The 23,472-nt window shown below is 40.4% G+C and carries 22 protein-coding genes; 2 read left to right on the top strand and 20 right to left on the bottom strand.

The window, feature by feature from the left end; translation table 11 throughout:
* Positions 1-2 precede the first annotated feature (2 nt).
* Entirely contained in the window at positions 3-899 is an 897-nt protein-coding gene (locus ACRD69_RS03775) for a LysR family transcriptional regulator (RefSeq protein ID WP_430813730.1), read from the top strand.
* Between the two features lie 175 nt (positions 900-1,074).
* Entirely contained in the window at positions 1,075-1,902 is an 828-nt protein-coding gene (locus ACRD69_RS03770; RefSeq protein ID WP_430813729.1) for a nitroreductase family protein, read from the top strand.
* A 210-nt stretch (positions 1,903-2,112) separates the two neighbouring features.
* On the opposite strand, the gene ACRD69_RS03765 is transcribed toward ACRD69_RS03770, so the two are convergent.
* The 20 genes from ACRD69_RS03765 to ACRD69_RS03670 form a co-directional block, all read right to left on the bottom strand.
* The gene (locus tag ACRD69_RS03765; RefSeq protein ID WP_430813728.1) at positions 2,113-3,255 is read right to left on the bottom strand and encodes a 1-acyl-sn-glycerol-3-phosphate acyltransferase; all 1,143 of its coding nucleotides are present in this window, start codon (positions 3,253-3,255) and stop codon (positions 2,113-2,115) included.
* A 7-nt stretch (positions 3,256-3,262) separates the two neighbouring features.
* Complete coding sequence (flxY, locus tag ACRD69_RS03760; protein ID WP_430813727.1) at positions 3,263-4,552, bottom strand: flexirubin biosynthesis putative acyl-CoA ligase FlxY; 1,290 nt, start codon at positions 4,550-4,552, stop codon at positions 3,263-3,265.
* Positions 4,534-5,805 (bottom strand): alpha/beta hydrolase, encoded by a 1,272-nt coding sequence (locus ACRD69_RS03755; RefSeq protein ID WP_430813726.1) that lies wholly within the window; start codon positions 5,803-5,805, stop codon positions 4,534-4,536. The genes flxY and ACRD69_RS03755 overlap by 19 nt, the downstream gene beginning before the upstream one ends.
* Before the next feature lie 3 nt (positions 5,806-5,808).
* Entirely contained in the window at positions 5,809-6,684 is an 876-nt protein-coding gene (locus tag ACRD69_RS03750) for a 4Fe-4S binding protein (RefSeq protein ID WP_430813725.1), read from the bottom strand.
* Entirely contained in the window at positions 6,671-8,347 is a 1,677-nt protein-coding gene (locus ACRD69_RS03745; protein ID WP_430813724.1) for a C45 family autoproteolytic acyltransferase/hydrolase, read from the bottom strand. The genes ACRD69_RS03750 and ACRD69_RS03745 overlap by 14 nt, the downstream gene beginning before the upstream one ends.
* A 2-nt stretch (positions 8,348-8,349) precedes the next feature.
* A complete protein-coding gene (locus tag ACRD69_RS03740) occupies positions 8,350-9,867 on the bottom strand; it encodes a phytoene desaturase family protein (protein ID WP_430813723.1) in 1,518 nt (505 codons plus the stop codon).
* Positions 9,868-9,872: 5 nt separating this feature from the next.
* Positions 9,873-11,354 (bottom strand): phytoene desaturase family protein, encoded by a 1,482-nt coding sequence (locus ACRD69_RS03735; RefSeq protein ID WP_430813722.1) that lies wholly within the window; start codon positions 11,352-11,354, stop codon positions 9,873-9,875.
* The gene (locus tag ACRD69_RS03730; RefSeq protein WP_430813721.1) at positions 11,344-15,183 is read right to left on the bottom strand and encodes a 1-acyl-sn-glycerol-3-phosphate acyltransferase; all 3,840 of its coding nucleotides are present in this window, start codon (positions 15,181-15,183) and stop codon (positions 11,344-11,346) included. The genes ACRD69_RS03735 and ACRD69_RS03730 overlap by 11 nt, the downstream gene beginning before the upstream one ends.
* Positions 15,184-15,187: 4 nt before the next feature.
* On the bottom strand, positions 15,188-16,354 hold the full coding sequence (locus ACRD69_RS03725) for a DUF2062 domain-containing protein (RefSeq protein WP_430813720.1): 1,167 nt from the start codon (positions 16,352-16,354) through the stop codon (positions 15,188-15,190).
* A gap of 4 nt (positions 16,355-16,358) precedes the next feature.
* Positions 16,359-16,733, bottom strand: a complete 375-nt coding sequence (locus ACRD69_RS03720; protein WP_430813719.1) for an ApeI family dehydratase — start codon at positions 16,731-16,733, stop codon at positions 16,359-16,361.
* A gap of 1 nt (position 16,734) precedes the next feature.
* Positions 16,735-17,247 carry a hypothetical protein gene (locus ACRD69_RS03715; protein ID WP_430813718.1) on the bottom strand — a complete coding sequence of 171 codons (513 nt, stop codon included), beginning with the start codon at positions 17,245-17,247 and terminating at the stop codon, positions 16,735-16,737.
* Positions 17,248-17,287: 40 nt separating this feature from the next.
* A complete protein-coding gene (gene lolA2 / locus ACRD69_RS03710) occupies positions 17,288-17,938 on the bottom strand; it encodes a flexirubin biosynthesis/transport protein LolA2 (RefSeq protein ID WP_430813717.1) in 651 nt (216 codons plus the stop codon).
* Positions 17,935-18,618 carry a polysaccharide deacetylase family protein gene (locus ACRD69_RS03705; RefSeq protein WP_430813716.1) on the bottom strand — a complete coding sequence of 228 codons (684 nt, stop codon included), beginning with the start codon at positions 18,616-18,618 and terminating at the stop codon, positions 17,935-17,937. The genes lolA2 and ACRD69_RS03705 overlap by 4 nt, the downstream gene beginning before the upstream one ends.
* A 61-nt stretch (positions 18,619-18,679) precedes the next feature.
* On the bottom strand, positions 18,680-19,657 hold the full coding sequence (locus tag ACRD69_RS03700; RefSeq protein WP_430813715.1) for a beta-ketoacyl synthase chain length factor: 978 nt from the start codon (positions 19,655-19,657) through the stop codon (positions 18,680-18,682).
* Position 19,658: 1 nt separating this feature from the next.
* Positions 19,659-20,840, bottom strand: a complete 1,182-nt coding sequence (locus ACRD69_RS03695) for a beta-ketoacyl-[acyl-carrier-protein] synthase family protein (RefSeq protein ID WP_430813714.1) — start codon at positions 20,838-20,840, stop codon at positions 19,659-19,661.
* 4 nt (positions 20,841-20,844) lie between these two features.
* A complete protein-coding gene (locus ACRD69_RS03690; RefSeq protein WP_430813713.1) occupies positions 20,845-21,099 on the bottom strand; it encodes a phosphopantetheine-binding protein in 255 nt (84 codons plus the stop codon).
* A 6-nt stretch (positions 21,100-21,105) separates the two neighbouring features.
* Positions 21,106-21,663, bottom strand: coding sequence for a hypothetical protein (locus ACRD69_RS03685; RefSeq protein ID WP_430813712.1), 558 nt, complete (start codon positions 21,661-21,663; stop codon positions 21,106-21,108).
* The gene (locus ACRD69_RS03680) at positions 21,653-22,771 is read right to left on the bottom strand and encodes a beta-ketoacyl-[acyl-carrier-protein] synthase family protein (protein WP_430813711.1); all 1,119 of its coding nucleotides are present in this window, start codon (positions 22,769-22,771) and stop codon (positions 21,653-21,655) included. Before ACRD69_RS03680 ends, ACRD69_RS03685 begins: the two co-directional genes overlap by 11 nt.
* 1 nt (position 22,772) lies before the next feature.
* On the bottom strand, positions 22,773-23,189 hold the full coding sequence (locus tag ACRD69_RS03675) for an acyl-CoA thioesterase (protein WP_430813710.1): 417 nt from the start codon (positions 23,187-23,189) through the stop codon (positions 22,773-22,775).
* 35 nt (positions 23,190-23,224) lie between these two features.
* Positions 23,225-23,452, bottom strand: a complete 228-nt coding sequence (locus ACRD69_RS03670; protein ID WP_430813709.1) for a hypothetical protein — start codon at positions 23,450-23,452, stop codon at positions 23,225-23,227.
* Positions 23,453-23,472: the final 20 nt, after the last annotated feature.

The raw sequence follows: 23,472 nt of genomic DNA, 5'->3' as shown, positions 1-23,472 counted from the left end.
ATATGCTGAATCTGGAATGGTACAGAACCTTTAAAGCCATTTATGAAAAAGGTACACTCACTGCAGCTGCTGAAGCGCTCTTTATATCACAACCCGGAGTGAGCCTGCATCTTAGCTCATTGGAAAACTATGTGGGTGTTAAGCTGTTTGACCGCGTGGCAAAAAAGATGGTGCCTACCGAGAGAGGAAAAGTACTTTATAATTCCATTCGCGAACCTCTTAACAAACTCCAGCAAATAGAAAAAGAGTTTCAGCGAAGTACGGAAAAACACACGCCAACCCTGACGATAGGTATGTGTTTTGAAACCTACCAGAATATACTTGAGAAACACATTCACTTATTTGATTTCAATATCATAACGCGCTTTTCTGATTACAAAGAATTGCTCGCTGATCTAAATAAAGGCATGGTTGATGTGGTTATAACTCCCCATAAGGGAGAAGCCAAAGGTGTTGAGTACATTCCTTTTGCCAAAGAAAACATTGTTTTGATCGCCAGTAAAGACATTAGTAAGAAGGAATTTGATGGCATTCGCAGGCAAAACGATACACAGTTAGTGCTTCAATGGCTGAAAACCCATAAATGGTACGGTACGGCCAGCGACAATGAGCATTTTAAACGTTTCTGGCAGCTTAACTTCGATCAAAGCCCTGACTTCAGGCAGAATTACATCGTGCCCAATTTCAACTCTATCATCAGAAGTTTAAGCAGAGGTAGCGGACTGGCAATTGTACCTGATTTTTTGTGCACAGAACAACTGCAAAGCAAACAATTACAGATATTGTGGAACGGTCATAGAAAAATTACCAACCAGTTATATTTCGCTTTTCGCAAAAACACCATCTATAAAAATGAGATCCTGTCGGTACTGGAAATCTTTCAGAGGGAGTTTACCTGAGAACCGCTCCTATTATACTTATTACCCAAATACAGACGCAGGTACATAACTACATACGCAGACTATGTGATAGTGCTTATCTCATCGATGGCAAGGCCTTTGCTTATATATAATTGTTCCAATGTCATTTCAACATGGAAATCCTTACTTTTGCAGTCCAGAAAAAATAAACAACATGCTAAACTTTAAGATTGACGAAAGCAGATGTACGCAATGTGGTATGTGTTCGAAGGAATGCCCGATGATGATCATCAATGGTAAAAACGGTATTCCTGAGATTAAGGAAGGGAAAGAGAACAACTGCATAAAGTGTCAGCATTGCCTGGCAGTATGTCCCACCGGGGCTTTATCAATTTTTGACAAAAATCCGGATAACAGTATGCCGGTCAATACCACTGTTCCATCACCCGTTGAGATGGAGCAATTGATTAAAACCCGTCGCTCTGTGCGTAAATTCAAGAAGGAAGAAGTACCTGCCGAAACCATTAATAAGCTGATAGAAACAGCTGCCTATGCGCCGACAGGACACAATAAAAACGGCGTATTATTATCGGTTACCGAAACCAAAGAGGAGCTATCAAAGGTGCGTACTCTGGTATACGACGCCTTGAAAAAAGCCAGTGAAGAAGGCAGGATTCGTCCTGCATTGGCTATGTTTGACAATTTTCAGAAGATGTGGCATGAGAAGGGAATTGATGTGATATTCAGAGATGCCCCACATATTATTTTTGCCTCAGCCCATCAGTCAAACCGCAACGCGGTGCCCGATTGTGTTATCTCTCTGAGCTACTTTGAGCTACTGGCCAACTCAATGGGAATTGGGACCTTATGGGATGGTCTGTTGAAAATTGTGGCTGAAGATATTACTCCGGAGCTATATGCTGCACTAGGAATTCCTGAGGAGCATGTTGTTGGCTACATGATGGTTTATGGTTACCCCACCGTTAAATATGCAAGGGGCATTCAAAGTGAAGGCTTGAACCTGAACAGGATCAAGTTATAAGAAGCTCGCCTCTTATCTTGTAAATAATTTACATTAAAAAATACAAAGAGGAGTAATTTTAAGTTTCACGCAAAGTGCGATAGCTATCGTACTACTAAGAATTACCTAAAGACCGCAAAGTGTATGATTTTATTACTTAACACTTTGCGGTCTTTGCGAGAATTTTTTATTCTTCAGGACAGCCTCTTTGCATATTCCCCAGCCCTTATGCTACTTGTGTTTAAGGAAATTTTCAACCGGGGCGGCATATAACTCTATTAAGAGCTTCCTAACTTCATCCTTATCAACATCGCTGGTCGCTGCTATTTTTTTGGACAGTACCGCTTCGATCTCAGCCTGATCTTCTCGTTGATAGTGCTCTCCCAAAAACTGATGCTTACCAATTAAGACATCGTAACTGTAGTAATTAATCTTATTCAATTGGTAGTTGCTGTGTATTTGCCTGTCCATTTCCTCACACACTTTCTCATGTATATTGCAGTTGTTCAGTTCAGAAATATTAGCATCAATAAATTGGTTAACAGGTTTTCCGAAAGCAAAATGCACGCGACCTTTAAACTCTGTAATACCGGTTAAAACACTGATAAAATCTTCATCTTTTGACTTTTTATAGGCGCCTTCCTTCGACTTTATACGCTCACACACTTTAAAAACATCGCATGGCTCATATTCATAGGAGATGGTGATGGGCACAATATTGAACTGCCTGATGGCAGCCACATTGTCCTTTTGCTTAATGGTAAGCATTTTTAACAAGGATACCTGAGTCTGATCATTTCCATCTTTTGTGCGACCGTCGCGCTGGGCTATCCATATTGATTCCTTTATTTCCCCGATGACCTTTCGGATATAAGCAGAATGGACCAATGCGTTTTGATAGATCTCATTACGTGTACCTCCCCTGAAGAAGGTAAACATTTTATTGACCTTGCCTATATCTACGATAAACTGACTGCTCATCAGGTTACTGCCGAAGGTAATTTGCGATGTACGGTGCCCGTTCTTAAAAAGAATATTTTGCAGTATCGCACTGTCCATCACTATATCGCGATGGTTAGAAATAAACAAATAGGATTCATCGGGTCGTATATTTTCAATACCGGAATAAGTAAACTGAGTGGCAGTTTTATTTAATACCTCATCAACAGCTTTACTGCTAAACTTTTCCTGAAAACTATTTGTTGAATCTATCTCTCGCATCAAATGCATTGCTTCATCGATGCTCATCTCAGGAAACACATAATTCAAAACACCCTTAAACTCCTCTTTCTCCAGCATGCGGGCCATTGCTTCCTTCACTTCAGCATCGTTGTACGGACGCATATCTTCCATTATCGCATTTAAATCCACCATGTTTTTTTTATCGGTTATCTACAAAGGTAATAGGCTTTCTGCTCAACTCCGGAAACTGCATTTTTGCTATTTCCCGCGGCGAATAAAACACCACTGAAGGTGCCACGCGCAATTTTGTTCTAAACCTGTCTTTTATTTTTTTCTCTAACAATTCATTACCACAACAGGTACCAATACGTATTTCAATATCGTCTGTTCCAATGGTATTTTTATCCACATGAACAACATAGTTCTCAACTCCTTTAATATCGTTTAGCACATCATACAGTGCAGGTGGATAAAGCGTTGTTCCCTTGTATTTTATCATTTGATTTTTACGTCCTATTACAGGACCTAAACGGGTGGTTGTGCGACCGCAACGGCACTTTTCAACATGATGGTTGCAAATATCGCCTGTTTTAAACCGGAGCAATGGCATCCCTTCCACCCCAAGTGTTGTAATAGTTACTTCACCGGGAGTACCTGGTTCCACAGGATTTTCATCTTCATCCAGAAACTCCACGATGATCATTTCAGGATGATGATGCCCACCCATACCATATTGGCAGTCGGTGAAAGCAGTACCCATTTCAGTTGAGGCGTAGGTTGAATACAACTCGATATCCCATTTATCCTTTATTCGCTGTCCCAGTTTATTCAATGAAAAGTCCTCATTACGGATACTCTCACCAATGCACACAGCCTTTTTGATGGAGCAATTTTTATAATCTATGTTATTCTTCTCGGCATACTCCACCAGTTTCAGCAAAAAGGATGGTACAGTAACCAGGGCAGTGGGTTTTATTCGCTCAATTGTATCGAACTGCAGGCCAGGATTACCCGGTCCCACACGCACTATGGCCGCCCCTAATTTGCGAATGCCTTCATAATAAGCCATCCCGGCCATAAAACGCCTGTCGAGGGTCACCATCAGTTGAAAAATATCATCGGCCTTAGCTGTTGCACAGGCAAATGAAATGTATTCATTATAAGCCAGGCGCTGCAGGTCATTTTCTGTTTCGGCAAATACCACCGGCTCACCACTGGTACCCGAAGTGGTCAGGTAATCGATGATTTCAGATTGCGGCACACACAAAAAATCATAGTTATGCTTTTGCAGGTCATCCTTGGTGGTAGTTGGTATTTTACTCAAATCCTCCAGAGTGGCAATGGAATTGATGTCTACCTTATGTTTCTTAAAAAATGCACTATAAAATGCCGACTTATCGTTCAGATAATTCAATAAATTCTTGAGCTTCGACTCCTGAAAAAGTTTAATTTGCTCTTGAGGTTGGGTTTCTATTTCAGGTATATACATTTGTTAGATATTTGGTATAAATACATTTCATCATCAATTTTCTCCTCGACCAGTGCGGATTTACTGCCCTGTAAATGGTGATCAAAGAAATTTAGTACAGTATTGTTAATAACACTTATTGCACTTTCTCCATCAATATCACCAATAAATCCTTTTACGGTTGAACTTCCAATGGTAGACCCATAGAACGGTAAATCGCAAAACAAAAAGTGCAAAGCACCTTTTATTCTCAGGTATTCCAGTTGATCTATATCCCTGTAAATATATTCGTTACCGATCTTCCACTTTTGCTGATGATCGCTCTCTATCAGTAAAAGAGGTTTTGTCGACTTCGAGTCGATCACATCTCCAAACTGAATACAGTCCATGCTGGCACCGGCTTTTATCTCATCGTGCGTCACACATAAATGATTGGATAAAGCTCCCCCTAAAGATTGTCCGAATGTACCAATATTCCCGAAATCAATTTTAGCATATAATTGATTGTCTGTGTTACTTTTTTGCCTTTTCAGGTAATCAATAACATACATGGTGCTGGCTTCCCAACTGGCAATTTTCTTGTCGAAACGAGACAGGCGTCTTAAATAATAACGGGTCAGACGTTCCTGGTTCTTAGCCTTGTCCGCATCTCTGAAACAGGTTAGATCAGCCAGCCACCACTGTAAAAACGGTAGTGATGACCTGGCCTTTTTAAGAGCGGTATCTCCTTGCTGTGCATCTTTCACGCAGATCTGCTCATGCACATGTATTATGCTGCAAACGATATAACCGTTACTTGCCAGGTTCTCGGCAAAGACGGAATATATATCGCTTAATCCAAAGTAATAGCCAGGTGTAAAAACAATAAGCGGGTATTTGTCTTTTGAGTCGGAAACCGGCAAATTGTCTTTTGAGAAGGTAGGGTGATCGGCAATTTGAATGATGTCTTCCTGCTCTATCCCTTTTTTCTTGAACAACTTATAAATATCATCCAGGTCATAGCCACTCAGGTACTTGTTCCTATTGTCACTTATCACCAATGAGTCGGAAGGATACCATATTTTAACGTGCAGGCGTTTAAAATCTTCCTTTGAAAAAAAACCTCTTTTTTGCAGGCTGTCCTTCATAAAGAAGCTGCTTGTGCCAATGGTATGTGAACCACTGGGTGTTGGCAGGAAACCACTTTCATTTTCAAATGCCTGACCCAAAACCGTTGCAGCACAGAAAATACCGTACAAAACACATGTGCTGAAAAGTCTGAATATACTAGTCATTACTTAATCAACTTTCTTTTTTCGATTACTATCTACCTTGATTACCTTATTGCGACAGGCACTGACACAACGCTCACATAAAATACACTGTCGGTGATCAATGCCCTTATTTTCTTTCACATAGCCATGTACATCAACATACATAGGGCAAACCTTATTACATTGCATGCAACTGCTGCATTCATCCTTTTGAGATGGACGCACCTTAAAATATGACCAGGGAGACAACATTCCTGATATGGTCAGAAATGGACATAACAAGCGACAATAGGCCCTGCTTCCCAAAAAGAAAGTAAGTACAAAACCAACGCTTATGATATATAGATTCTCCCCTATTATAAAAGCCTTCCGCACGGCCACATCAGTTGCCGGATTCACCATTTTATTAACAAGAATAACAGCGGTAACAACTAACAACACTAAATATCCCCAGGCCAGGTAATTGTTTCGCTCATATACCTTTTTACTCGTTTTTGTATTGGTCAGCTCAAAAAACAAACCGGTCCAGCAGGCTCTTGAACAAAAAGCATTACCAAGGAAAAAGGGCACCAACAGGCGTGCTACCAATGTTTGAATAAGTGCACCTGTTACAATACCTTCGCTCGCGTCAAAAATTATTTGGGGAAACTGAAAATTAACGCCTATCGTTAAGCTCAGGAAAAACAGCAGAAAACCACCAACCACAGCTTGTACGATTAGCCTTACCTGTTGACGGTATTGCGGAAACTTCACCAGGAATGTTCGTACGCAGAACTCCGTCATTCCAATACCTGAAAACAACGCGAAATAGCGAATGTCGCGAAACCACCATGCGATCAGGCCTATAAATGTAAAACTGGAAAAGGAAATAAAGGGTACCTTTAACTTACTTATTGTCATGCTCATTCTTTATTCCTTCAATTCGTTTTAGCACTTGTTCCCTGTCAACCATGCGCGGAATTTTACAGTTCAGTGATTGTTCGTAATACGCTAAGGCTGTATCAGCTGCGCCGATCTTTTCAAAATACTGACCCAATATATAAAAGGTGTAATAAAAGTCTTTGTTCTGCTCAACAATGGCTTCAATAGCACCAGTGTCGAGCACCGGCATTGATTCGCTGTCTAAATTTGCTTTAATGGTATTGAGCAATGCACGGTATCGCCAAATAGTCTCTACCCCATTTCCCTGATAAAATGCTGAGGCTTCGATCTTCAATGAATCAATACTGACTGCATCTTTTTCAACATTAAAGTCATTTGAAAATACCTTATCCAGGTCATAGGCAACATAGTTGTTTTCCTGGTATGGAAATGATGATACCCACATTAACTTTTCCTCAGGCTTAAATACGATCGAATGATGACAGATCAGCTGGTTGACAGCCGCTTCATTGCCTATTCCGATGGAACGGTCGCTCATGCCATTTTTATCTCTTAAAATACCGACCACCTTATTGACATCCAAGTGCTCATAGCCATCGATCAACTCATGCGTTCGTTGCATACGATACATTGTACAGCCTTCTTCTATTGATTCAAGATTAAGCTCTGTGTCTTTAAGCTCATCACTTTGAAAATGATTGGTCAGCACCAGTTTCGACTCTTTGGAATCATAAATAGCTACTGCATCCAGGCTTTTTTCAATAACAACGGCTTTTTTATCAACGGCTGAGCCAATAAAAAATGATTCAGACACAAATGAATCGTATGATTGTATGATATTATATGCCTCATCAATAGTTTTAGCATATTGGAGCACCTCACGTGAGATAAGTGAAACAGGTGTTTTCGCTGATAAAGGAATACCTGACTTGGCTGAATTCAGGGTAATGGTCAAACCATGCTCGTTCATGCCCGAAAGCACGCCAATCATACCTCCCCACGATACATAAGCGAAATTGTAACCACTATCCGGTTCGCAAAACACCACCAGTTTATTACGGGCAAAATCATCACCAGCTGAAAAATCAAGATTTCGACCAATGATAAGAGAACTATCGTTTGTCAACTCATTTTGCACACTGAAAGCCGTGCAGTTTACAAGGTTCATGTTTTGTATGGTATGCCCGATATCATGAGCCGCATGATAATTTAAAATGCGGTGGTATTTTTCCCCCACAAAGTCATAATCATCAGAAGCAAAAAGAGAAATCCCATATATTTCCTTGCGCAAATTCAGAGGAATGTATTCATCCAGATCTTTATTAAAATAGGAAATAAAGTATTTCAGGTACTGAAGTGTGGCTTTGGATGGTATAAGCGAACTGATAAAATCGAAAAAATACGCTTCCTGACGGCTCGCCAATTCCTGTGTCAACATACCATTTTGCACCCCCATCTCAAAGGGTGATCCACTGATGTACATTTCACTGATCCCCCCCTCATTCATTTTTAACCAGTTATCATTGCACAAGCTAAGGCTATCATTAACATGAATAACAGATGACTGTAATACATCTTTGTTCTCAATAAGCGGCGGTTCCAATATCATTGATCTTACTGCAACAAACAGTGTGACAGCAATGATCACGATAACCATCAGTATGTATTTGATCCATTTCATAACTACTTCGTTTCTTGTTTAAACGTCCGTAATTCGTCAATAATCTTGTTGATTCCTACAATTTCTCCACAGGTAATAACAGCCCCCACCGATACGCCAAGAATACCATGGATATTAATATTCTGTCCGGTTAGAAACAGGTTCTTAACCCGCGTACGTGGTAATACCTGTGATGCTATTGGATTCCGCGAATCGGTTTTAACGCCATACATCGCCCCTCCCCTTACCCCGGTATAATCTCTGAAAGTCAGAGGTGTTGAGGCGTAAGACGCGTCAATACACTTACGAATATGAGGAAACTTATCTTCCAACAGTGTAAGGAGTTTCTCACTTTTCGCCTCTTTCATCTGTTTATAAGCATCTCCCCTCTTTTCAATATAAGTATCGAACCAGGGCTCCATTTCATTATAATCCATTGGCGATAACACGGCAATGCTTTCGGCATACCCTTTGTGTTCGGGACTCTCCTTCATATAAAGCATATAACCTTGTGGCCAATTCTCTTCATCGTAGTCGTCCAGTCCCCAAACCTCTTTATTTTTATAATAGTAATAGTTGGCATTGGCATACTTTACCGTTTTTTCTTTCAGTACACCATAAAAGCTAAAGCACGAAATGGTTTGCTCCTGACTCTTCAACCTACTCATATAGGCCCTGCGTATGTTAGCTCCTTCAACCATTTGCATGGTTGTTAAAGGCTCAATATTTGATATTACCTGCTTGCCTCTGATGAAGTCACGTCCTTCAATGTGAATTTCATCCACCATATCATCTTTACAAACCAGCTTGCTTACCTTGGCTTTTGTCATTACATGACCGCCATTGGCTTCAATTACCTGCTGAAATGCACCGGCTATCTGACCTCCACCTTTAACCAGGCTCCAGGCACTCTGCAGGTAGAAAACATTGATAATGGCATGAATAAATAAGGAAGCCGACTCCTTTTCCCCGGCATACAATGAATTTGAGTAACACAGTATGTTCCTCAGGTCAATGTTATCGGTCAGTGAAGCTACAAATTCGTATACATTCTCACTTTCACCTTTCTTTGCTTCAAAGTCAAAGTTGACTATGTTTCTTAGGTTCACTATATCAACCGACCCATATATCTCCAGTATTTTATCGAAATAGGTAGTAATGGCCTTCTCTTCTTCAGGAAACTCCTTGATAAGCTTGCTCTTGAAAGCTTCAACACCTTGTGGTACAGCAAACTCTTTACCGTTTACCTGCAACACATCAAATCCATCTTTGGCAAGCTTCGACACTTCCACCTTGTCATATATTCCAAAATAACGGAACAGGGTGTTTAAGATCTGTCCATCTTCATAACTGCCAATGTAGTGCATGCCGGTATCAAACAGCTTGCCTTTTCGTTTGAAATCCTGCAAGCAGCCACCAATCTGGAAGTGCTGCTCCAACACACACACCTTATATCCCTTTTGACTAAGAATACTTCCACAGGCTAAACCACCAAGACCACTGCCAATAATTACTATATCATATATATTTTCAGATGACATACAAACTACTTCTTTAATAATTCTTTATACAAATACTTATCTCCCAGCAAATGTGCACAGGTTAGAAAGGAGGAGATAGAAACTCCCAAAATACCGTGCATGTTTAAATTCTGACCGGTAAATAACAAATTTTTGATACGCGTTTGTGGCGTTATGATCGAATACAATGGATTTTTATAATCTTTCACCACACCATAGGCCGAGCCGTTGAAAGAACCGGTATAATCACGATAGGTCAAGGGTGTTGATGTATAGTACGATTGGATATCAGATCTTAATCCTGGTATTTTTCGCTCAGCCAGGTTGATCAGCTGCTCTGCCTTTTCCTGCTTAAAGGCCAGGTAATCATCACCACGATTTTCGATGGTGGTATCGGCCCATTGACTCACTTCTGAAAATTTCATATAAGCAATGATGCAAATACCGTTGGCATATTCCGTTGTTCTGTGGTTATACACAGTATACATTAAACAGTTTTGCGGCCATTGTCCATGGTTTGTCGTCCACACATCATTACTGCTAAAATAATGGTGGTTGTAGTTCTGATATTTTACCCTGTTCTTTTTTAAAGTGATATACACCGAAAACATACCGATTGAATCTTCCTGGGTGAGGATGCGCTTTTTATAGGCTTTCTTCAATGCATCCTGGGGCATTAATGATAATAAGGATTTTGGATGCATGCTCGAAATATAATTCAGCCCCCTTATGTGCTCCCCGTCTTTGAGATGAATCTCCGATATTTGCCCCTTATCAACTGATATGTTCACAACTTCAGCATTTCGCCTGATAACTCCACCATTGGCCTTTATTCCATTGGCAAGTACATTGGCAATACCACTGCCACCTTCTTTAATGCGCCACGAGCTTTTTATAAAAGAATAGTTAATAAGCGCATGCGTATACAAAGCTGTAACGTCCTGCTGACCGGCATACAAAATATTGATGCCTCCAAGAACAGCCTGCAGGTCTTTATTGGAGGTCACACTGTTGATAAATGCCGAAGCCGATTGGGCTACATATGGACTTTCAGCAGTGAAATCCTGCGTATCAGGGTGAAGATTATACAAGGGAAATGAATGACATACCTTATGCAGCATGTCCATATATTTATCGATGCCATCCGCCTCTGATGGAAAGTTTTGTTTCAATGCCTCTTTATAGTTCTCTACGCCCTGCGGTAAAGCAAATTCCTTATCACCGATGCTGATCAGTTCAGCCTGGTTCATGTCAAGTTGTTTCAGGGTAATATTACCTTTTAAACCAAACAACTTAAAGTACTTATCCAGCACTTCACCCTCTCCCAGGCTCTCCGTATAGTTTAAGCCGGTATTAAACACAACTCCATCACGCGCAAACGACTGCATCATACCACCAATACGGTCATTCTTTTCCACAACGCATACACTCTTGCCCTCTCTGCTAAGCAAATTGGCGCACTGCAAACCCGACAGGCCACTTCCGATTATAACAACATCATACACCATTGACCGAAAGAATATAAGTTAAGTTGGAAGTATATTTTGCATTATCAACCTTCCTAAAGGTCAGTCCATTGTCCTGTGCAAAAGCCTTTATAAACTCAGAGGATACAAAATCAAGTTCATAATCCATCTTATTGAATCCTAATAATCGAATGGAGAAGAATTCGGTTAAACGTGTTACACGGGTTCGTTTTTTCAAGCCCGTATCTGCATCCCTGATGATAATGGAACCGTTGACTGTTAAACTGTTCACTGCCTTTTCCAATACCTTGAGCTGCTTTTCCCTTGAGAAATAATGCAGTACATCATTAAAAATAAAGGTATCGGCTGCTTCAAAGTCTTCTTTTACAACGTCTTTTTCAAAGAAATCAAGTTGCTCATTGTCCTGCGCTATTTCACGTCCGACAGCAATTTTATCTCCGTCATAATCCCAACCTACAACTTGTCGCTTTGTTGAGGTATAACTGAGCATATTGGCTAAAAATCCATAACCACAGCCAACATCTATTATCTTTCCTTGCTTCGGTACTATCTCATCATAAAAACGGTAATTTTTCTCCAGCCTGATCTTAACACGTGTATACCACTCCAGAACAGGCCCCTTAAAAATGTACTGGTTGATCAATTTACGAGAGAAATAATCAACATCCTGCTTTTGCTGCCTTAGCTGATCATATTCGTCGCGGTAAAAGGCTGTCATCTGTTTAGCCTGGGGGCGATAAGTGATACCTTGGTCAAGGTTTACTTCTTTAACTTTAACCCTGTCGAAAAATTTCAGAGTAATATGGCCTGCTCGCAAAAAGAACTCAGTTTTCGGCATGCACTCAAAAGCACCATGCAAGAGTACCGGTAAAATATCCAGCTTCAGGTAATCAGCCAGGCTAAAGGCTCCCTGGTGAAAACGGTTGATCCTGCCGTCTTTAGTTCGGGTGCCTTCCGGGAATATCAGCACTGAATACCCCTGGTCAACTTTATCTTTGATCTTTTCATAGCCTTTATCAATGCCCGTATAGATCGGGAAAAAGTCGATATAACGAATAATAAATCCGTAAAAGGGATTTTTCCAAACCCACTCATTGGTTAAAACAATGATTTTAGGGCTCAACAGTAAGATTAGGGCTATATCAAGGTGCGACTGGTGATTACATACAATCACAGCCGGCTTACTTAAGTCGAATTTATGTTTATCGATGTAGTCTTTTTTGAACAGGAAATTAATTCCAACAACCAGTTTACAGGTCAGATAAACAAGGTAGTGAATAACACTCTTTTTAGCCTTGGTGAAAAAGGGTGTTAAGCGAAACACAAGCACCAGCAAACTGAGAAAAATAACCCCTGCCAGAAAGATTAAAAAGGAGGTAACTGAAACGACCACATCCAATGCATTGATAGGATAGCTGCGACGCTTACCTTTATTAACTACCAGTAGCTTAAATAAAAATGGCAGCATGGTAAAAGTGATGATAACAACCGACATAATTCCTAATACAGTTACAACTGCAATAGACCTGAGGGCCGGATGTTGGGCAAAAATCAGAACCCCAACACCAATTAAGGTCGTTGATACACTCAGTAATACAGATACTTTATAGGGTAATAAACTTCGGGAACCATACTTGTAATTGTTTATCATCCCCTGCATCAAGAAGATGGAATAGTCAATGCCAAGCCCGAAAATAAATGTACAGATGATGATGTTGAAGATATTGAAATGGATATCAAAAATGCCCATTAAACCAATGGTCCATTGCCAACTAAGTACGATAGGCACAAAAGTTACCAGGGCCAGTTCAATACGTCCCCAGAATAGCAAGACAATAAGAAACACAACTATCATGGAATAGTTGATCAGTTTAGAAAAGTCATCTTTTAAAACTTCGAAGAAGCGGTTGGTAAAAAACTGTTTATCAAGAATTAACAGATCTTCCTTTTCGCCGATAGCATTAAAAAACTGTGTTTTATCGGTCTGGTCCACCTTGCATATACTTACCATAGATACCTTCCCCGACTGTTCACTGATCAGGTTTTGTAAAAACAAATTCTTAAGCATCGTGGCATCATGATCCGAGATAGTCTGAAAATCGTTCTTCAGGAGCTTAAAAAAAGACTTAAAGGCGTTGGGCTTAAAGTGACTGGCAACACCTGCTTCTGACATATTGCTTTCAATGGTATCAATGCCCTTTTCTTTCAGGAATTGTTTCCATTTGTTGAGTTGTTCCTTTTGTTTATCGGTCGAAAGCAATAAAGTGGCTGGTGAACTCAATGATTTGACCACACCATTATTCTGAAGCTGGTCAAAATCAGCCTGGTGCTTTTCCAGCTTTTTTAACACATCATCGTGTGAATCACCCGAGGCGACTACAAATATGGCACTTGAAGCTTCAGAGCTAATACTCTTCAGGTTTTGTTCTGCTTCAGCAAGCGATGCAGGTAAATAATTAAGCTTAGCTATATCTGCATCAAAGCGAATGGATTGGCCTGTAAAAATGAACAGAACAGAGAAAGCAAGCACCCCTAGTATCCAGTACTTTTTAGTGTGCAATTCAATGGCCGCTATTTTATCATAAAAACCAGTGTTATTCGCTTCCCTATACTTAACATTTCTCTTAAAAAGAAGGGGTAGACAGATCAACACCAAAACCGAAGCAGCAATAACACTTAACCCGGCAAACAAGCCCAATTGATTTAATGCCTTTGAATTAACCACATTCAAACAAAAGAAAGCGCTTGCTGTAGTTAAACTGCTCATTATTACAGGATCAGAAATATCTTTCAAGATGTTGCGCCCTGTATGCCCATAGCGTACATGAGAAAAATAATGCAATGAGAAATCGATGGAGATACCGATCAATATGGCCCCTACGCCCAGTGAGATGGCAGAGAGGTTGGCATATAAAACAGATAAGATACTGAGAGCAACGCCTACTCCAAGCACCACAGGCGTAAATAGAAAAAAGAGTACCCGAATATTTCTAAACACAAAAAAGAAAAGCAATAACAAGAGTGCCAGGGCTATTGACACGGTTACAAAAACATCGCTTTTGACTCTATCGGCATTAGCAACCGCGACTGCTGTTCCTCCATAATACTCTATAAAAACATCATCAGGTACATTCTCTGACAAGTACTGATCGATGCTGTCAATTAAGATCCTGTTCTCTTTGGTATTTTTCGACGAGTACACAGGATCGACAAAACACAGCGCATACTTTTTATCCCTGGTGAAAATACGGGATTGGTGCAGTGTGAAATTTTTATCCAACTGAAACGACTGCAGGCGCTCAAGAAAACGCGGAACAATGCTTAATGGATCCTTTAAAATATAACGGGCAGTTCCAAAACCGGTTGGTGCAATAATGCTCCTGTAATTCTTCTCCATCAAAGACTGCAAATGCTGCTTGTCAACGATGGTATCCAGGTATGCATAATCGGCATCGGACAAATAATATGGCAGGTTGCGGTAAAAATAATCATATACTTTAGCTATTGCCTTCTCATCAACACTGTAACGTACCGTTTTCACTCTGGCAGTATCCTCTGATAAGAAGGAGCTCAGATCATCAACAGCTTCAATTAACCTGGTTTCATCTTGCAGACTGGAGTCTTTTAGCGATACCAGGAAAACAAGCTGATCGGCAAACTTTGAATTTGCAAAGGTTTGGCTCATCTCCGAAATACGCTCATCCATCGGTATAAGCGATGATATGTCCTCTTCCAGGCTTATTCGCTGAAGAAAAAATACCATGGCAAACACCAGCAAAACAAAGGGGATCAATGTTCGTTTACCCCACCGGTTTAAAACTGAGTGTATATAAATGAAGATCTTATTCATTCGATTATTTTAATTTGGAAAAAGACAAGAGGAAGTAACTCAGGAAATAGAATAAAGCTCCCATTGTCACTGACAGGCCAACGGCTCCGATCAGGTACTGTTTTAAATTGGCTGACACAGAGGTAATGGTCAGTTCGGTATCAACATTAAATGAGCCCTGCCCCAGCAGAAAACTTCCCATTACATAACTGAGGTAAAGGATAACTGGAATCATCGGTGGAAGGCTTATGTTAGCAGCCACAAAAAACACCGCTTTGTTTAGTTTAAGCCAGTGAACAATTAAAAATCCCACCAACAGCTGATAGCCCCAAATCGGAAAAATACCCATAAACACTCCAAAGCCAATGGCTGCGGCAATTTTTGCTTTTGTTTCATTACCATTGATGATCTGTGTGCGTATTATCTCTTTCAGACTTTTACCTTTAAACTCTCTCAGTATCATCCTTGGTCGATGAATTAGCAGGGCCAGTGTGACCAATATGGTATTTAGCACGCTGATTCGCACAAAATCTTTAAAGGGACGAAAATGGGTAACACGCTCTTCCGGACTAGGGTAATACACATCGATTGGAATGCATTTTACCTCGATTCCTTTCCAGGCGGCACGCACAATTACTTCGATCTCAAATTCATATTTGGAGCAAAACCATTTCTTTTTCTCCAAGGCCTTAATGGGGTAAAGACGATATCCTGATTGGGTATCCGGCAAAGTCAGCCCGGTTTCGACGCCAAACCAGAAGTTCGAAAACTTATTGGCAAAACCACTTGACTTGGGCTGTTCCTTGCCCTCCATAAAGCGGCTTCCTATTAGAAGCGTATCAGGATTCTGGTCAATCTCCCTGATAAATGCGGGCAAATCCTTGGCATAATGCTGCCCATCTGAATCGATTGTAATAGCGTAATCAAAGCCGAGCTCAAGAGCGCGCTTAAATCCTGTACGTATGGCGAAACCTTTCCCTCTGTTAACCGGGTAGCCTGCTTTCTCAATACCCTCTGCCTTATCCAGTATACCCTCCGTGTCATCGGTACTACCATCGTTAACAACAATAATATTGGACGTGTAGCTCTTTACATCATTAATAACATCTAAAAGCGTTAGCATGTTATTATAGGTTGGTATGATAACACAACACTTCAACCTGTCAAATTCCCCGGCTATTGTTTTATCCATCTCCCTATGTTTTTGCTTGTGAATATATAGCTCTGACTTTCATGCACTTTGTATCGCCATTGTGCATCAGTGCACTCACATTTATAGTTTCATCATCCATTGGTTTGATGCTGACATCAAGCAAAAATACATTTGCTTCATTGGGATCTATCAGGTTTAAAAACTTGATATCACGTGCTTTTATCAATTGATAATCGGCTTTTAACTGCTCACTCAATACTTCTTTAAGCATTTGCACCTGGCAAACGCCTGGTGTAACCGGCATTTCAGGAAAGTGACCTTTATACACCGGACTATCGGTTTTAAGCGTCAGTTCAGCCACAAAACCTGAATCGGTCTTTGTTTTAATGGAGTATGTAAAAAAACTATCAATTAACATTTTAGCTATATTTTAATAATTTCAGGCTCATGCTAAAGCGTATACCACTGTGCTTGTATTCAATTAATTTAGGAATCCCCTGGTAATCTTTCAATTCTGCACGAATGCCGTTTATCAATCTTCTTTTCCGAATGCCCGTAATCTCTCCTGATTCGTTTAGCATGTAAAAGTATCCTGTATCACTCTTATACACCTTGTTTTTCTTTGCCTTTAAGGATGTAACATCATTCACCAATAAGGAAAAATCCTCGGCCAAAACCTTTTGTGCCATCTCGTTTTGAAACAGGCTGCTGGCCTTTTTTAATTCAATTCCATTAGTGGAACTATAATATTCACAAAGCGTCAAGCCCACTTCACTCATCAATACGATGTTATGTCCTTTTTGTTCCTTATCTGCTTTTACCAGCAGCAAGCCCGAAAAGAAATTACCAAACACCTCTATATTGACTTTATATAAGGCTGATTGCCCGCCGGCCAGTAAAGGAGCCTGTAAATGACTTTCATTGTCATCCATTGCCACCTGTCTGCCTGATGAACAGGATATAAGTGACACACTAATCGCAAGAAAAAGTATTACCTGGTAAAGCCGCATTAAATACCTTGTTTATAAATTTTATTTCCGTGAAATTATCTTCCTGCTCAAACATGATCACTTTATTAACCGAAAAATCAGCCACATTAATGTGCATTTCAATTTTTCGGAGAACCTCTTTCATTTCTTCAACAGTCGGCTCCATAAATACGATGTATTCACTGCCATTTTTGAATGCACTAACGCCAAAAGCCGGATCTGTAAAGATGGTTCCATTCACCGAACTGATTATTAACTCACTGATCTGCGAAAACAACTGATTGGATTCAATATCGTATTCATTGATACGTCCATCGGTTTTAATACTGAACTTGCCATTATTAATGACGATCAGATATTCAAAAGGCTCTTTATACTCCCACCTCAAACGGTTATTCTTATCGAAAACCAGCTTACCGGTAGAACTTACAACCGCATCCAGGTATTCAAGGTGTTTATTCTGCTCAAAATCACAGCTAACAGAAACCAGATCTGTTGTTTTGATCAACATCTCGCTTTTTAGCTCTTCTACAGCTATTGGTGTTCTGTTCTGTGCACAAATGCCTGATGTGATCAACAGCATCGTTCCTGCGCAGACACTTATTATGCTTCGGTAAATATGTCGTCTTTTCATGTTAATGCGATTGAATTTAGTTGATTGGCCTGACAGTATTTTAATATTGCTTCCAGCTCTTCACAAACATACTTATTTGTATCGTGCAAAATAATAATTGAACCAGGCTTAACATTCTTCTTTACCATTGCTATTACCTGTTCAGGAGAACGGCAAGTATCTTTGGTACGAATACTCCAACCGATACAATCCTTTTTTAGGGATCTGACAGCAGCTGCCACGAGGTTGTTGGTCACTCCGTATGGTGGTCGAAACATGTTTCCAGGTTCAATACCCAGATTGATCAATGCCTTATCGGTTTTTAATATGGACTCTCTGATTCTTTTAACAGACCACACAGGAAAAACAGGCGCATGTTCATAGCTATGGTTAGCTATACTATGTCCCTCAGCAATGATACGTTTCGCTATTTCAGCATTTTCTTCAAGCTTATTACCAATGCTAAAAAAAGTAGCTTTAGCCTGGTATCTGGCAAGAATATCAAGTATCTGTGGTGTTCTTTCAGGGCATGGTCCATCATCAAAAGTGATGGCTATCTCCCTATTCTGCGTTTTTAACTCTGACACAGACCGGATAAAAAGATTAAGCCTCATCACAGAAACTCCCAAAACGATAATAGCAATAAAAACAACTGTTAATAAGCTAAGCAGGCTAATAATGGCCACGCTTGTTTTACTCATGAGTACTACAAGTAAAACACCGATCAGGTAAAAACTTATTAGCCAGTAAAAACGCATGTTATTAGTTTTTTGACAATATCATAATGCTCTGTTCACCACCAACATTATTGTATACCAATATATTGTTATAAGTGCCGGAATCTTTACCACTTTTCATCCAGCACTGAGGTATGCATTGTTCTTCAATGGCTTTGGTCGCCACCCATAAGGCTACCGACGAAGCAGTACCAAACTCCCCCACAAATGGTTTGTACCAAACGTAAGGTGTGTTACAGAATGTTTCATGTACCTGGGTATAAGTTGAATCATTTTCGACCTGGTCACCACCAACAACCGCATCGATGTCTTCAACACCCAGGTTAAAGTGTTTTAGTTCTTCAACGATATCGCATGTTTCAGAATTGATGATCTTAATCCCCTTTAGCTCTACCTCAGCAGCTTCATGGCTTACAACGAAAAAACCTCCCCCTTCGCCCAGGGTCGCCTTTTTATAGCAGTCCAGATCCTTCGTTAATTCATAACTTACATCAGGTAATTCATCAACACCGCCCACCAATACATTATTGGCCTGTTTATCCAGTAGCATTAACTGGGCATCAAGCAAGGCACATTCAAATGAATTGTGCATTTGCGAGAAGGTGAAATTATAGTTGGTACACTTGAGTAAGAGTGCCAATTGCCCGGCTATCGTGTTGTGTGTTGACTGAATAAAATGCGTAGGATTAGGTAGCTCTTCATTTCCCTCGATCAATTGGGTCAGGAAGCTGGCTGTGTCTTTCAGGCAGCCCAGAGCTGTTCCAACAATAATGGCGTCAGGCACATCAATATTGGCTGCCTTCAACGCCGATAAGCTGCAGCTCACCCCATTTCTGATGATGGGGCTCATACGCCTTAACAGTTTCGGGCTGATATATTTCTTATACTCTGGCTTAAGACAATTCAAACGACCTTCTTCAGCCTGATTTATTTCTTCAGGCAATCCACTTTCAAAAGTGGCTTGTGCACTGATACAATCCGATGATTTAATATAAAGCTTCATATTATTTCGAGAAAATCACAGTTGAATTGTTGCCTCCAAACCCAAACGAGTTAGACATTACATGATTAACACCAGCACCTTCAATAACTTTAGTATTGGGCACCAGGTCAAGATCTTCTATTGCATCCTTAAAGTTAAGGTTGGGATAAACAATATCATTTTGAATAGCCAGAACAGAAAATACAGCTTCTACACCAGCGGCGGCGGCCAGGGTATGACCTGTGTAGGACTTGGTAGATGAAAAGTGTGGCACTTTTCCTTTTCCAAATAGCCGGTTCAAGGCCACTCCTTCTGACAAATCGTTATTGTTGGTACCCGTTCCATGCACATTTACATAGTCAATGTCAGTGCTTGACAAACCACTCATCTCCAAGGCCTGTAACATAGATGAATAGGCGCCGTTACCTTCAGGTGATGATGCCGTCTGATGATAGGCATCGTTGGCATTGGCAAATCCAGGCACCTTGCACAGGTATTCTTTTGCATCCTGCTTTTTTTCCAGAACCAGGTATCCTGCACCCTCTGCAAGGTTTAATCCCTTACGGTTCTGATCAAAAGGTTTACAATGCTCAGTATCCAGTATCATCAATGAATTGAAGCCATTAAGGGTAAACATGGTCAAAGCGTCAACACCGCCAACGACTACACGCTCAACAATTCCGTGACGTAATAATCTTACGCCATGGATCAAGGCGTTGGTTCCTGACGAACAGGCCGTATTAAGAGTTGTGTAATACCCTGTGGCTCCTATAAAATTAGCCAGTTGCCTGGTTGAGTCTCCACATGGATGTGTTAGTAAATATGACTGGTCAGAATGTTGTTTCAGGTATTTATGCTCTGTAAGGTCCATTCCACCAACTGTAGTAGATGATACTACGCCGGTTTGCTTTGTCCCGTTTGACCTTTCAGCCATTTGAAGCGCTTCATGCCCGGCCAGCATAGCCAGCAAGGCTGTACGGCTATATTTACCGGCGTCTTCAATGGGTAACGACAGCATCTGAAGTAACTCTTCATTACTTCGTTTCACCTCTCCGAGTTTAAAGCGCTCTTTATGTACAGTCTTGAGATATTTAATACCTTCAATTCCCGCACGTTCATTTTTCAGCGAGCTAAAGCACTCTGGCACATTTGTTCCAATGGAACAAACAACACCAATACCTGTTACAACAATACCTTCATTCATCAGTCTATCGCTTGCTTTCGATAAAATCAGCCAATGTTTGTACAGAAGTCATAATGTCTTTTCCCTGCTTGGGATCAGCCACTTTAATTCCGTATTCTTTCTCTAATAATACAATGATCTCCAAGGCATCAATTGAATCCAATGCCAATCCGTCTTCACCGAAAAGCAAATCATTATCATCGATATCCGAAACCTCAAAGTCCTCAAGATTTAACTGCTCAATTAGCTGCTTTTTTAGTTCTTCTTTTAATTCGCTCATAATTCCTTATTTATTGTTCTGACATAACATCAGTCTTGCACTATAATCGCCTCTTGTATCAACATCAACCCAACCAACAATGGCATGTTTGCATGGTGTGGTGTTAAACAGGCAGGCTGTATAATCCAATAATTCTTTTTTATTATATGATGGTTGTACAAAGAACATGTGTTCTCCGTAAAACTTATTCTTAATACTTATTTCTCCTATGACAATATTGGGTAGAGTATACACAAATACCGAAGGGCTTGGAATCTCCTTTATTGACTCTTGATACTTAACATCGGTATTTAAAGATGATGAAGCATTGGCCAAAACAATTGCCACCTCGTCGGTTTCGTTAGCTATACCTTCATTGAGTAATAACACTTCTGTGGCCAGAAAACCCAGTTTACTCAAGGGATCCATCTTAAAATACTTGTTGTACTTCAGGTTGAGCCGCTTATACAAAGACTTCAGGAATGGCCCCGGTTCATTGGTTTCGCCAGTGAAAAAAACGGCGTTGTCAACCAGTACTTTCCCATTCTCAATGTTAACTTCCTTAATAATCTGACTATTCTCCATGCTTTTTAAAATAAACAGCAGCATTACAACCACCAAAGCCCGACATTAATTTTAAGAGACCAGAAACTGGCTTTTGTATATTCTCTTTGGCTACACAAACAGGGGCAACAACACCCTGATTAACGGTACCTTTTGTTCCTATCACAAGGTCATTTTGCATGGCCATTATTGAAATAATTGATTCGATAACGCCGGCTGCCCCTAGCGTATGACCAAAGTACCCCTTTAAACCACTTACCGGCGTATGTTCATATCCTGCACGACTAATGGCATATGATTCCATGTCATCGTTATAAGGCGTTGCTGTGCCGTGAGCGCATATACAATCCACAGCATCATCTGATCCGACAGTTCGGGTTATCGCCCGATAAAGTCCTTCTCCGGTACGCGATGGCCCTGAAATATGGTTGGCATCATTGGAAATGGCCCCACTTACTACTTCTATGCCTGCATTAGCAATTGCATCTGTTTTTGATAATACCACGCTGGCCACTGCTTCACCCAAGGTCAAGCCATCGCGATCACCATCAAATGGTTTACAGGGCTCGGCACTCAGTGACTGAAATGACTGAAAACCTGACACAATGAATTTAGACAAGACATCAGCTCCCACAATGACCACATTGTCATAAATACCTGCATCAATATACCTTCTTGCTATAACAAAAGCTGCCAGTCCTGATATGCATGCATTGGAGATAACCTGGGCCTGCGACTGAAAGCCGAAGTAAGCTGCAATTTTATTCGCTGTCGTTGCCAGTAAAGCATTTTCCGAATGACTGTCAGCTTCAATTTCAGTGATATTACCTTTTGTCGTACTAAAAATAAACCCGGTACGGTCACTTTTAACATCAACACCCTCCAATACCTCATTTAAAGACAATAAACACAGCTGCTCCAGCTTCGTAAATTCCTCGGCATTGGTAAGTTCAGAAATCTTATCTTTTAAAACCTCCATATCCAACAAAGCTGCCTGAAAATCGGAATCAGACAATTCACCGCGGCTTTGCAAGGCGATACCGGTTTGCCCGCTAACAACCCGATCAAAATTTTCCTGGCTGGTACAACCTAATGGTGAAATTATATTGTGTGCTGTTACTCTTACCATGTTACAAGCCGTGTTTTGTTTTCCATTGAGAATAAAATTCAGGATTAGTCAACTGCAATTCACCATTGGTATCAAGAAACACCTGAATGGTGGTTGCTTTGGCTACAACTTTCTTATCTGACAACCTTCTTATTTCATAATTGAAGTAGATCTTAGCAGCTTCAACACTTTTAAATATGGTTTTGATTTCCAATTCATCACCATACTTAACCTGATTTTTATAATCAACATCCACTTTAACAATTGGGATCATGAAACCCTGATCGTATACATCATAGTATCCTAAACCATATTGCTTTCCAAAAGCTTCCCGTCCATCTTCCAAAAATTTCACATAGTTACCATGCCAGACAATCTGCATGGAATCAACTTCGCTAAAACGAACTTTTGTAGTGGTTATACTGATTAATTCTTTCACTTCTTCTAATAACTTTTTTACCAGTTCTTAAAATCTTACGATGTACTTTGCCTGAATACGCGATGGTACGATCCGGCCCAGTGGTTTCTTATTCCGAAACCGGATGGTTTCATTGTATATTGTTTCTTGACAAGCACCTCCCGGGTAGCAATATTAAATATCACAAACAACCATAATGCTTTGGAATTAATCTTATCCATATCTTCGTTGATATAAACAATACCAATGCCTTCGCTTTGCTCCGGTTTATATTCTGAAACCAAGTACCGGTAGCAGGCTTAAT

Origin of the sequence: Carboxylicivirga agarovorans (assembly GCF_050589845.1) — a bacterium.
Taxonomy (GTDB): domain Bacteria; phylum Bacteroidota; class Bacteroidia; order Bacteroidales; family Marinilabiliaceae; genus Carboxylicivirga; species Carboxylicivirga agarovorans.
This window is presented reverse-complemented; position numbering and strand designations above follow the sequence as displayed.